This window comes from uncultured Microbacterium sp. (assembly GCF_945952435.1).
In the GTDB taxonomy this organism is placed as follows: Bacteria; Actinomycetota; Actinomycetes; order Actinomycetales; family Microbacteriaceae; genus Microbacterium.
In genome coordinates, this window is the sequence record NZ_CAMFHZ010000007.1 from 123,962 (window position 1) to 135,599 (window position 11,638).

13 protein-coding genes are annotated in these 11,638 nt (G+C 70.2%); 9 read left to right on the forward strand and 4 right to left on the reverse strand.

Going from position 1 to position 11,638, the window contains the following annotated elements; translation table 11 throughout:
* Nucleotides 1-2 precede the first annotated feature (2 nt).
* From Q0P88_RS05635 to Q0P88_RS05645, 3 genes are all read left to right on the forward strand, one after another.
* Nucleotides 3-599 carry a nucleotide exchange factor GrpE gene (locus Q0P88_RS05635; protein WP_295011955.1) on the forward strand — a complete coding sequence of 199 codons (597 nt, stop codon included), beginning with the start codon at nucleotides 3-5 and terminating at the stop codon, nucleotides 597-599.
* Between the two features lie 9 nt (nucleotides 600-608).
* A complete protein-coding gene (locus Q0P88_RS05640) occupies nucleotides 609-1,613 on the forward strand; it encodes a DnaJ C-terminal domain-containing protein (protein ID WP_295011957.1) in 1,005 nt (334 codons plus the stop codon).
* Nucleotides 1,614-1,718: 105 nt separating this feature from the next.
* Entirely contained in the window at nucleotides 1,719-2,177 is a 459-nt protein-coding gene (locus Q0P88_RS05645; protein ID WP_295011959.1) for a heat shock protein transcriptional repressor HspR, read from the forward strand.
* A 337-nt stretch (nucleotides 2,178-2,514) separates the two neighbouring features.
* Here the strand turns inward: Q0P88_RS05645 and Q0P88_RS05650 are convergent, their stop codons facing one another.
* Nucleotides 2,515-3,177, reverse strand: a complete 663-nt coding sequence (locus Q0P88_RS05650; RefSeq protein ID WP_295011961.1) for a fasciclin domain-containing protein — start codon at nucleotides 3,175-3,177, stop codon at nucleotides 2,515-2,517.
* Nucleotides 3,178-3,418: 241 nt separating this feature from the next.
* On the opposite strand from Q0P88_RS05650, the gene sigK reads away from it, so the two are divergent.
* The 3 genes from sigK to Q0P88_RS05665 all read left to right on the forward strand — a co-directional run bounded on the left by sigK (nucleotide 3,419) and on the right by Q0P88_RS05665 (nucleotide 5,414).
* The gene (gene sigK / locus Q0P88_RS05655) at nucleotides 3,419-4,006 is read left to right on the forward strand and encodes an ECF RNA polymerase sigma factor SigK (RefSeq protein ID WP_295011996.1); all 588 of its coding nucleotides are present in this window, start codon (nucleotides 3,419-3,421) and stop codon (nucleotides 4,004-4,006) included.
* Nucleotides 4,003-4,812 (forward strand): anti-sigma factor, encoded by an 810-nt coding sequence (locus Q0P88_RS05660; RefSeq protein ID WP_295011963.1) that lies wholly within the window; start codon nucleotides 4,003-4,005, stop codon nucleotides 4,810-4,812. Before sigK ends, Q0P88_RS05660 begins: the two co-directional genes overlap by 4 nt.
* Before the next feature lie 170 nt (nucleotides 4,813-4,982).
* Nucleotides 4,983-5,414: a DoxX family protein gene (locus Q0P88_RS05665; protein ID WP_295011965.1), complete on the forward strand. Its 432-nt coding sequence runs from the start codon at nucleotides 4,983-4,985 to the stop codon at nucleotides 5,412-5,414.
* A 36-nt stretch (nucleotides 5,415-5,450) separates the two neighbouring features.
* Here Q0P88_RS05665 and Q0P88_RS05670 read toward each other — a convergent pair whose 3' ends face one another.
* Nucleotides 5,451-6,023: a TetR/AcrR family transcriptional regulator gene (locus Q0P88_RS05670; protein ID WP_295011967.1), complete on the reverse strand. Its 573-nt coding sequence runs from the start codon at nucleotides 6,021-6,023 to the stop codon at nucleotides 5,451-5,453.
* 86 nt (nucleotides 6,024-6,109) lie between these two features.
* On the opposite strand from Q0P88_RS05670, the gene Q0P88_RS05675 reads away from it, so the two are divergent.
* A complete protein-coding gene (locus Q0P88_RS05675) occupies nucleotides 6,110-6,679 on the forward strand; it encodes a dihydrofolate reductase family protein (RefSeq protein ID WP_295011969.1) in 570 nt (189 codons plus the stop codon).
* Between the two features lie 106 nt (nucleotides 6,680-6,785).
* Here the strand turns inward: Q0P88_RS05675 and Q0P88_RS05680 are convergent, their stop codons facing one another.
* Entirely contained in the window at nucleotides 6,786-7,388 is a 603-nt protein-coding gene (locus tag Q0P88_RS05680) for a hypothetical protein (protein WP_295011970.1), read from the reverse strand.
* 302 nt (nucleotides 7,389-7,690) lie between these two features.
* Here Q0P88_RS05680 and Q0P88_RS05685 point away from each other — a divergent pair, with 302 nt between their 5' ends.
* Both Q0P88_RS05685 and Q0P88_RS05690 read left to right on the forward strand, forming a co-directional pair.
* Nucleotides 7,691-8,911, forward strand: coding sequence for a glycosyltransferase (locus Q0P88_RS05685; RefSeq protein WP_295011972.1), 1,221 nt, complete (start codon nucleotides 7,691-7,693; stop codon nucleotides 8,909-8,911).
* A gap of 6 nt (nucleotides 8,912-8,917) precedes the next feature.
* Complete coding sequence (locus tag Q0P88_RS05690) at nucleotides 8,918-10,135, forward strand: glycosyltransferase family 4 protein (protein WP_295011974.1); 1,218 nt, start codon at nucleotides 8,918-8,920, stop codon at nucleotides 10,133-10,135.
* Between the two features lie 193 nt (nucleotides 10,136-10,328).
* On the opposite strand, the gene Q0P88_RS05695 is transcribed toward Q0P88_RS05690, so the two are convergent.
* The coding region (locus Q0P88_RS05695; protein WP_295011976.1) for a CHAT domain-containing protein at nucleotides 10,329-11,638 on the reverse strand (1,310 nt) is incomplete at its 5' end.

Sequence of the window (11,638 nt, forward strand, 5' to 3'; positions counted from 1 at the left end):
CCATGGCGGACAAGAACTTCGACGACAACGCCGGAGTTCCGGAGGAGGGGTCGGGCGCGGATGCGTCCGGCCCCCAGCCGGATTCCGCCGGTGACGACCTCACGGTCGACGACATCCTGAACGCGACGCAGAGCGACGACGCGCGTGCCGAGGACGCGGTGGAGGACGCCGCCCTCGCGGACGCCGAGAACACCCTTCTCGTGGACCTCAAGCGGTTGCAGGCGGAGTATGCGAACTACCGCCGCCGCACCGAGGAGCAGCGTTCCGTCGAGATCTCCCGCGCCAAGGGCGAGGCCGCCAAGGGCCTGCTCCCGGTGCTCGACGACCTCGACCGCGCGGCCCAGCACGGCGATCTCGTGGAGGGTTCGCCCTTCGCCGCGATCGCCGACAAGGTGCGCGCCGTGGTCGAGCGCCTCGGCGTGGTCTCGTACGGCGAGAAGGGCGAGGACTTCGACCCCCAGCGGCACGAGGCGATCTTCCAGCAGCCGACGCCGGACGTCGAGAAGCCCACCGTGCTCGAGGTCGTCGAGGTGGGTTACCGCCTGGGCGACGTCGAGCTGCGACCGGCCAAGGTCGTCGTCGCCGTTCCCGCCGACTAGGAGGTGTAGATGGCCAGCCAGGACTGGTTCGACAAGGACTTCTACGCCACGCTCGGCGTTGCGAAGGACGTGTCCGAGACGGACCTCAAGAAGACCTATCGCAAACTCGCACGGAAGTACCATCCCGACTCCAACCCCGGCGACGCTGCGGCGGAGGCGAAGTTCAAGGAGATCAGCGAGGCCTACTCGGTGCTCTCCGACTCCGAGCAGCGTGCCGAGTACGACCAGATCCGCGCGATGGGTGCCGGCGGCGCCCGCTTCTCGGCCGGAGGTGCGGGCGGAGGCGGCGGCTTCGACGACGTGTTCAGCGCGTTCAATCGCGGCCGTGGCGGGCAGTCCGCCGACTTCGACGACATCTTCGCCATGTTCAACCAGGGCGGCGGATCGTTCGGAGGCGGCGGTGGCTTCGGATCCGGACGGTTCGGGCAGTCGTCCGGAGGGTTCCGCGGCTTCGGCGGTCCCCAGAAGGGCGCCGACGTCACGGCCCGCACGACCCTGTCGTTCGACACCGCCGTGCGCGGGGAGACCGTCACGCTGCAGGGCGAGGACGGGCATCCGATGAAGGTCAGGATCCCCGCGGGAGTCAAGGACGGGCAGAGCATCCGTCTGCGCGGCCGCGGACGTCCCTCGCCGGACGGAGGGGAGAACGGGGATCTGGTCGTCCAGGTCACGGTCCGCCCGCATCCGGTGTTCACCCGAGACGGGCTGAACCTGCGTGTCGTGGTGCCGGTGACGTTCACCGAGGCGGCGTTGGGGGCGACCATCGAGGTGCCGACGCTGGGCGGGGAGCCCGTGAAGCTCAAGGTAGCCCCCGGCACGCCCTCGGGGCGGGTGCTGCGGGTCAAGGGTCGCGGTGTCACGACGAAGAAGGGGACCGGTGACCTGCTCGCCGAGATCCATGTCGCCGTGCCGTCGCATCTCGACGCGGCCGCGCGCGAGGCGCTCGAGCGCTTCCGCGAGGCGGAGCCCGCCGAGAACCCGCGGGCCGAGCTGCTCGCCAAGGCACGGGCGTGATTCGCACGACGCAGGAGATCCGAGAACCCCACCGTCTCGAGGCGGCGGGGGAGTCCGGATCTCCTGCGTCATGGTCCGGCGGGAGCGCTGTGGAGGAGGTTCGGCGTGGCGGATGAGCGCATGGGTGCGGACACCCCGCTCTTCGCGATCGCGGTCGCCGCGGAGCTCGCGGGCATGCACCCGCAGACACTGCGTCAGTACGACCGGATCGGACTGGTCGTCCCCGGGAGAACCCGCGGAGGATCCCGCCGCTATTCCATGCGCGACATCGAGAAGTTGCGCGAGGTCGCACAGCTCTCGAGCGAGGGCATGGGCCTACCTGCGATCGCGCGCTTCCTCGACCTCGAGGATCAGAACCGGACCCTGCGGCGACAGCTCAGCGCGCTCCAGCAGGAGCTGCGGCAGCATCGCGCCAATCGGCCCGGCGCGCGGATCTTCGCGGCCGCCGCCACCGGATCCATCGTGACGGTCCCGTCCGGCCGACGCATCCGTCGACCCACCGACGTCATGCTGTGGCAGCCCTGGGCGCAACCGGCAGGCGACCCCGACGACAGCGCACGCTGACCGCCGCCGCGGCTCGGGCCGCGAACGCGCGACGCGTCGGCCGCCATCGCGGTCGTGAACGCGCCCCGGCGCGGATCGTGCCCATCCCGATCGGCGGTGTCCAGACCCGCCCCCGAGGCGCTGCACGGCACACGTTCGGCGAGATGCGTCTGCATCCGCTGGCGGGAAGTGACTCCTGACCTGATTCAACGTCGACGCTGACCCGGGACACGACGAAGCGCCCGCGGCGACGGCCGTCATCCGTCGTCGCGGGCGCCTTCCCCCGGGTTCGAGGCCCCGGGGCCATTCCGCGAGCGTGCTCCTTGGGCAGCGCACATCGCGGAGGCGGGGAGATCGATCAGTTGGCCGGCGGCATCAGCACCGAGTCGATCAGGTAGACCGTGGCGTTCGCGGTGTGCACGCCGCCGCAGATCACCTTGGCGTCGCCCACCATCAGGTTGTCGCCGCTGCCGGTGACGGTCAGGTCGGCGCCCTCGACCGTCTTGTGCGTGCCCGCGATGTCGGACGGCGCGATCTGACCGGGGACCACGTGGTACGTGAGGATCTTCGTCAGCGTGGCGGAGTCGGTCTTGAGTCCGTCGATCGTCGAGGCGGGGATCTTCGCGAACGCGTCGTCCACCGGCGCGAAGACGGTAAACTGGCTGCCGTTCAGGGTGTCGACGAGGTTCACGTCGGGGTTGAGCTTCCCGCTCACCGCGGAGACGAGGGTCTTGAGCAGCGGATTGTTCGACGCGGCCGTGGCGACCGGGGCCTCTGCCATGCCGCTGATCGAACCGCCTCCGTCCGGCACGGCCTTCGCGTAGTCGGCGCAACCGGGTCCGACGAGGTCGGCGGCCGGGTCCATGCTCGGCGACGAACTGGGCATCTCGGTCGAGGGTGCGGACGACGGCGAGGATGACTCGGACGAGGATCCGGATCCCATCGAACAGCCCGAGAGGACCAGCAGGCCGGCGAAGCCGAGGGATGCGGCGGCGGCGAGCTTCTTGGTGCGGAACATCATTACCTCCGGAGTTACGCGTCGCGGCCTTCCCGCGGCGTCGGGAGTTGTTCGACGCCGCTCGCGGATCGGATGGGAACAAATCCCGGCACGGTTCGGACGGGGGTATCGGAGTGCCCTCGCAATCCGTTCCCGCGTCGGTGCCGAACTATCCCTGACTGCCGGTGCGCGACGACACGGTGCGCGACGACACGGAAGGGCGGGACGCAGCCGATGGGAGAGGAGGTGGGGCATGCTGGAAGCGATGGTCATCGACGACAGAGAACATGCCGAGCGCGATGGCGGGGACGATCCTGCCTCCGCGCTCCTCGAGCGCGTCGCGACGGGCGACGAGGCGGCCTTCGGCGAGCTCTACGATCTGCTCTCCGCCCGGGTGTTCGCCCTCATCCTCCGGGTGCTGGTGAACCGCTCGCACAGCGAGGAGGTGCTCCAGGAGGTCTTCCTGGAGATCTGGCAGTCCGCCGGCCGCTTCTCGCCGAGCCGCGGCCGGGGGAGGACGTGGATTCTCACGATCGCCCATCGGAGGGCCGTCGACCGCGTGAGGTCGGCCCAGGCCGGCGCAGACCGCGACGTACGCGCCGGATACCGGGACATCGAGGTCGCGCACGACAGCGTCGCCGAACGGGCCGAGCTGTCGATCGAGGGCGAACGCGTCGTCGAGGCGCTCGCGGTGCTCCCCGACACGCAGCGCGAGGCGTTGGTGCTCGCGTACTACGGCGGTTACTCGCAGAGCGAGATCGCCGTCATCACCGGATCGCCGTTGGGGACGGTCAAGACCCGGATGAGAGATGGACTCACGCGCCTGCGGGCGCACTGGGGGGTGAACGCATGAACGAGTCGGAGTTCGCCGAACTGGCGGCCGGCCATAGTCTCGGATCCTTGTCCGAGCGCGACGAGCAGCGGTATCGGAACGCGCTCGCCGCGCGACCGGAGTGGGCGCGGATCGCCGCGGAGGACGCCGAGATGGCCGCTCTGCTCGCAGAGGGGCTTCCCGAGGTCGCGCCGGCGCCGCACCTCCGCGACGCCCTGCTCTCCCGCATCGCGGTGACGCCGCAGCTCGGCGCGGAGGATCCCGCGATCGAAGCCACGCACACCGGGGAGCCGGTCTCGGACGCACCGTCCGCGGCGGCATCGACGGGCGTGGCCGGCACGGAGGCGGCCGCGCTCGCCGCCCCGCACCGCCGTCCGCGGCGCCTGATGTTCGCGCTCGCCGCCTGCCTGGTGCTCGTCGTCGGGCTGGGGGTCGGTGCGTCCGTCGTGATCCCGCAACTGCTCCGGCCGGCCGCGGTCGTGGCCCTGGATCGGATCGAGAGTGCGCCCGACGCGGCACACCGGAGCGTCGCGCTGCCCGACGGCGGCACGGCGACCGCGCACTGGTCGGCCTCCTCCGGCGAAGCGGTGCTCGTCGCGGACGGGCTGCAGCCGCTGGATGCGACGAAGAGCTACGAGCTCTGGTTCGTGCGCGGGGACACGCCGGTCTCGGCCGGGGTGTTCTCCGCGGCGCAGGGGACGACGACCGCCGAACTGCACGGGAGCATGCACGCCGGCGACGCGATCGCGGTGACCGTCGAGCGCGCGGGTGGTTCGCCCACCGGCGCGCCCACGAGCCAGCCCCTCGTCGTGATCCCGACGTCGTGAGCGACGCCCGGGACGAGACGGCGCCGTCCGAACGCAGGCGGATCCTCCCGATAGTGGTCTACGAGCGGACTCTCAGGCATGGGAAAGGCGACCCTTCGTAGCGTGGAGAGACGGGGCGGACGCCCCGAGCCGCGCCCGCCGCGGTGTCCTGCCACGAAGGAGCATTCCTCATGACGAACACCACGAAGCCCGCCGCCGCTTTCGGACTCCTCGTCCTGCGCATCGTGACGGGCGGCATCTTCGCCGCGCACGGCGCGCAGAAGGTGTTCGAGTTCACGCTCCCCGGAACGGTCCAGGCCTTCTCCGGCATGGGCGCTCCCCTCCCGGAGTTCACCGGTCCGGCGATCGCGTTCCTCGAACTGATCGGAGGGATCCTGCTCATCGCCGGGCTGTTCACCCGTCCCGTCGCGCTGTTGCTGGTCGTCGACATGATCGGCGCGATCGTGCTCGTCCATCTCGGTCAGGGGATCTGGTCCGCCGACGGCGGATGGGAGTTCCCCGCGGTGTTGGCCGCGGTGGCGCTGGCCCTCGCCTTGACCGGCGCCGGACGATTCGGCCTCGACCGCGCCGTGCTGCGCGGCCCCGCACGCCGCCTCGCCTGAGCCCGCCTCGCTCCTGACCGTGTCCCGCGGGGCGCGTCAGGAGCGGGGCAGCAGGCCCTCCACGAGGGTGTCGACCACCTCGTCGGTCGGCGCCGTCGGATCGATCGACGAGGTGAGGCGATCGAGCACCAGCCCGGAGATCGCGTAGTGGAACAACGCGATCTCGCGGCGGTCGCCCGGCAGCCCCGCGGCCGTGTGGAAGGCGACGTCGGCCTCGAAGCCCGCGCGCTGCCATGCGCCGAGGAGCTCGGCCAGCTCGGGGCGCCGCGCGGCCTCCAGGCGCAGTTCGAAGAGGGCGAGTGTCACCTCGCGCTCGGTCAGCAGACGGCGCACGATGTCGCGCAGGTAGTCGGCGAAGAGCGAGGGATCGGGCGCCCGGGGTGCCCGGAGGGCGAGATCGTCGGCGGTCGGGGCCAGGCGTTGGCCGATCCGCTCGAACAGACCCGTGATCAGCGCCTCCCTGGTGCGGAAGTAGTTCGACGCGGTGCCCACGGGGACTCCGGCGATCTCGTCGACCGCCCGATGGGTGAGACCCCGCGAGCCCTCACGGGCGAGCACCGCGATCCCCGCATCGGCGAGGGCCGCGCGCCGGAGATCGTTCTTGGCCATCCACCCAGGCTAGCCGGATCACGACATCTGTCGTAGTCTTTCAACCACTGCAACCGTAGTGGAAGATATCGACGATCGGAGGGCACATGCGTGAGCTCACGTACTACGCCGCTGTCAGCCTGGACGGGTACATCGCAGGGCCGGACGGCGAGTTCGACGCGTTCCTCGTCGAGGGGGACCACATGACGGCCATCGCCGAGCGCTTCGCCGACACCCTCCCGACCGCGTTTGCGGCCTCCCTCGGCGTGACCCAGGACCGGGCGCTGTTCGACACGGTGCTCCTGGGATGGAACACGTACGCCGTGGGTCTGCCGGCCCTGCCGAGCCCGTACTCGCACCTGCGCCAGCTCGTCTTCACCCACCGCGCCCCCGATCCGGTCGACGGGGTCGAGTTCACCGACCGGGATCCGGTCGCCGTCGTCCGTGAGCTCAAGGAGCGGCCGGGATCCGGAATCTGGCTGTGCGGCGGCGGTGCGCTGGCGGCGTCCCTCGTCCACGAGATCGATCGCCTCGTGATCAAGGCGAATCCCGTGCTGCTCGGCCGGGGCATCCCCCTGTTCGGGGCCAGCGACTACTCGCCGGCACGGTTCGCGCGGACGTCCGCGACGGCGTTCGCATCCGGCGTGACGCTCCTGGAGTATCGCCGGGTCCCTTGAACGCGCGGCGGCGACGGAGCAGGATCGGGTCGCCGAGCGCGGGCTGTCCTGAACCGACGGCGCGCGGGCGGCACGGATCCGTCCCCGACCGGGATCAGGATCGGGATCAGGTGGGGGGCAGACGCAGGACCGGCCCTGCCTCGCCGGTCGTGAGCGCGTCCGCGGTGCGCAACGTGCGGGCGATCTCGTCGACCGCGGGCAGCACCACGCCGAACCGCTCCCGGTCCGCGCACACCGCCTGCAGGGTGATGAGGTGCGATCCGGTGTCCCACGTGTAGGTCGCGAACGGCGGACCGGATCGCCCCGACACGTCCTTCGGAGGCAACGGCACCACGAGTCGCTCGCCCGCGCCGAGGTAGGGGTTGCGGAACTCCTCGGTGTCGTCGTACTCCATCGGCATCATCGCGCGGGCCGTGCGCAGGTGCGGGGTGAGCTCTTGCGCGGTCGCCATCGCCACGATGAGCTCCGGTTCGGCCTTCCAGGTCCACACGAGCACGCGTCCATCCGCCCTGCGCAGGAGGAACGGCGCGGCCTGGCTCAGTGCCCACGCGCCGAATCCGGATCCGGGGCGGGGCGCCGCGCCGACGGAGGCGCCCGCCTGTCCGAGCAGCATGCCGATCGCGGCCCGGCGGTGGCGCCGTCCGCGCAGACCGAGGGAGCCGGTCACGGGGATCCAGCGGGCGGGGTCGGCGTCGGCGAGCAGGCGCATGCCCCGAGCCTAGGCGGCGCAGGTGGGTGTGCGCCGTGGGTTCGTCGCGACCGTTCTCAGGACGGATCGGCCGGATCCTGGTCGGCCGGCGCAAAGGCCGGCGTGCGGCACTTCCGTCCTGAGAACGGTCGGAGACGGCGGGCGAACCCGGGTGCGGGCGGTCGGATCGTCGAGCGGAGCGGGCGACGGGCACGCCTCCGCGAGCCGCTCAGGGCGCTCGGGTAGAGTGGCGAGCGCCCGATCCAGGCCCCCTCCGCGGTGCGACATGAACGGCCCGCGGCGAGCAAGAAGGCAGCTATCACGTGACTTCCCCCGGCGATCATCGCCCTTCGGACGCCCCCGAGCCCTCCGCGCAACGACCGCTGACGATCCTCATCGGCGCCGACACCTTCTCTCCCGACGTGAACGGCGCCGCCCGGTTCACCGAGCGTCTCGCCGCGGGGCTCGTCCAGCGCGGCCACGACGTGCACGTCGTCGCGCCGAACCAGGCGTACCGCACGGCGAAGGCGCGCACCGAGGTCGTCGAGGGCGAGCCGATGACGCTGCACCGGCTGCCGTCGGTGCGCTGGGCGCCGCACGACTGGCTGCGTTTCGTCTGGCCCTGGCGCGCCAAGCACTACGCGCGAAAGGTGCTCGACGAGGTGAGGCCCGACGTCGTGCACATCCAGTCGCACATCGTGATCGGCCGCGGACTCTCCCGGATCGCGCATCAGCGCGGCATCCCGGTGATCGCGACCAACCACGTGATGGCCGAGAACATCCTCGATCACACGACGATGCCCAAGGTCATCGACGACATCGTGCTGAAGCTCGCATGGGCTGACGCGGCCCGCACGTTCGCACTCACCCGCGCCGTGACCACACCGACCCGGCGTGCGGCCGACTTCCTCGAGCGCACGATCGCGGTCGAGGGCGTCATCCCGGTGAGCTGCGGCATCGACCGCACCCAGTACACGCCCGTGATCGCGCCGCGGGAGAAGAACCGCCTCGTCTTCGTCGGCCGCCTGACGGCCGAGAAGCAGGTCGAGGTGATCCTCACCGCGATGACGAAGCTCGATCCCGCCCTCGACGTCACCTTCGACATCGTCGGCGACGGCGATCAGCGCAAGAACCTGGAGAACCTCACGCGCGAGCTCGGCCTCGCCGACCGCGTGACCTTCCACGGGCGCACGAGCGACGCCCAGCTGCGCGGCCTGCTCAGTCGCGCCTCGCTGTTCGTCATCGCGTCGATCGCCGAACTGCAGTCGATCGCGACGATGGAGGCCATGGCATCGGCCCTGCCGATCGTGGGAGCCGACGCCGTCGCCCTGCCTCATCTCGTGCACGACGGCGAGAACGGCTTCCTGTTCCGCCCGGGCGACGCGGACGATCTGGCCGCGAAGCTCACGGCGGTGCTCACAGCGGACCCCGCCGAGTACGAGCGCATGCAGCGCGCCTCGCTCGACGGCGTGGCCGTGCACGACATCAACCGCACGCTGGACACCTTCGAGGCGCTGTACCGCGACGAGCCGCTGCCGGAGTAGGCCGGGATGCACATCGTCTTCTTCGCCGACCAGCACGCCGAGTCGCTGGGCGGCGCGCAGGTCTCGATGCGCCTGCAGCGCAAGTACCTCGAGCGCGCAGGGCACACGGTGACGATCGTCGCGCCGCGCATGCACGCGGCGCGCGGCGGGCAGCACGGCGTCGCCGATCCCGGCTACGTCGACCTGCCCTCGATCCCGATCACGACCGACCGGGAGTACGCGATGACGTGGCCGGGGCGACGCACCGACCGCTTCCTCGACCAGGCGCTGACCCGCCGTCCGCCGGTGGATCTGGTGCACGTGCAGGCCGACTTCTGGGGCGCGTTCATCGGCCACCGCTTCGCGCACCGGCACGGCATCCCCGCCGTGCACACGATGCACAACCGCGTCGACGTCGGCATCGCGGCCGTGACGCCGCTGCACCGGCCGGTGCTCGGCGCGCTGAATCTCTGGCGGCGCACGGCGCTGCGCGGGATCGGGGTGCAGCCGCGCGGCGCTGACGGGTGGGCGTATCTCGCGGGGATCGCCGCGGAGTCGCGCGCGGTGACCGCGCCGTCGGGGCACTTCGCGCATCGGCTCGAGCAGCACGGCGTGTTCCGATCCGTCGACGTGATCTGGAACGGCATCGACGACGAGGTCCGCGAGCAGGTGCTCGCGGACGCCCCGGCGGAGCGCGCGCCGGGCCCGCCGCGGTTCATCTGGCTGGGCCGGATGAGTCCGGAGAAGCGCCTGCTGCCGTTCCTGGAGGCTGTCGTCGCGAGCGACGTGGACGCCGACATCGAGGTGGTCGGCGGCGGGGCGCAGCTTCGCGCCGCCGAGCGGATCGCGGCCCGTGCCGGCCGGCCCCGCATCTGCTTCGCCGGACGGATCGGCTACGCCGACGTGCTCGCCCGGATCGCCGCGGCCGACGCGGTGGTGCAGACGTCGATCGGCTTCGAGACGCAGGGGATGACCCCGTTCGAGGCGGCGACCCTGGGCACGCCCACCGTCGTGAGCGATCCCGACATCGCGGGCGAGCTGCGCGGCGGGCTGTGGGCCGTGCCCGATGCCGGGGCGGACGAGCCCGCGCGGGTGGCCACGCTGGCGGACACGCTGCGCATCGCGGCCGCCGATATCGCGGCCGGCAGCGCGCCCGAGCCGGATCCGCAGGTCGCCGCGGATTTTCGGCAGTCGTCGAGGACCGCGGCGATGCTTGAGGTGTATGGGCGGGCGACCGCCAGCTGAGGGCGGTTGAACGAGGGCACGTCTGCGCGGAGCGGGGTCGCCGCCCCTATTCCGGAGGCTCTTCTGGCGTGAACGATTCCATACAGGAGCGCTCCTGAAGGGTGCTGGCCATCCTGGGGCCTGCGCGCATTGATGGTGTCGAAGGTGGGAGAGTTGGGTGCCGTGGCGGTCGGATTCGACTGTCGTTGCGTCGTTATGGACCCTGATGGATCGTGGCGGCCCAGCGGTGAAGCGCGTTGGCGCTCCGAAGCCGCATACGGCGATTCGCATCGTGCACGCTCGCAGCGGTAGCGGCGTCCATCGGCCACGTCGTCGATCCGAGAACACCCTCATAGATCAGATCCGCAATCTCGGGATCATCTCGAACCGGCCAGAGCGTAAGCACGGAATGGGCATAGCCCGCCAAGGAGGCGGCGATTCCGAAGTGGACGGGCTCGTGCGCAAGATTGGGAGAGATCTGCGCAGTCGAGCAAGCGGAGAAAAATGCGAGTCGCGGTGCGGCCGGGCGGACCGACAACAGATCCTCGACGCGGAAGGGGTCGGTCCGGTGATCGGACAGGATGAGTTGAGACTCCGTCGGCGCCTGCGGAGTCGCCTTGGCGTGGCAAGCGAAGTGAGCCCAATTATTGGTGGGAAGCGCATTCAGAACGGCGGGCTTGGTCGAGGGGCCATCCGGGATGAGCGTCGGCTCGTCGGCAAGTAGCCACATCCTGTCCCGTCCCAACCGTGCCACCAGAAGGTTCACTTCCTTCGAGACTCCGTTCAGTGCAGATTCTCCCTCGGGGTGGGACGTTGCGACCATCAAGCAACTGATGTTGTCTGCCTGGTCGTCCGGAACCCGTTGTGCTGCTGCAAGCGTTTCTATGGAGGGTAATTGTGTTGAGACCACCCGATCGATCACAGTCAGGGAAGTGTCCGCCGTTTGAGTTCCATAGGTCGAGTGGTGCCCGGCGATTTGCATCGGCAGTACCGCCAGATGTCCGGTAGGGATCCACCAGATCCGGGGCCAAAGCGTTGAAGCGGTTGCTTCGTCTTGAGGGGGGAACTCAAGGTGATTGAGGACGGGGGCAGCGATTGAGTCCCAAAGCCACGCGGCGACGCCTCGAGCGCGCGCTTCGGAGTGAATCACCTCCTCCATGTTCGATGATGCGATCGACCCGTTGATCGCATCCCAGAATTCGACCGCGCGGGCCGCAACCTCGGCGGCCGTGACATTCAGGGGCACGACTGTGACACCTGCGGTCGTGACCAAAAGCGCGTCGCAACGCAAAATCGCCGCATTGAGGTAGACGACTGTGGCTTCCTCAGCTAAAGCTGTGATCTGCGAAAACGTCCGCGGGAGCCCGAAACTGGTGAATCCATCAATCCCCCGAATTTCCGCAAGGAGATCTTCCATATGCCGTGACTCGCCACGGGGGTCCACATCCAAGCCCGATGTACTGAAGTTCGAGGGGACTGCTGCACGGATAGGTGACATCTGATCTGGCTTGCCCGGGAGGGTGG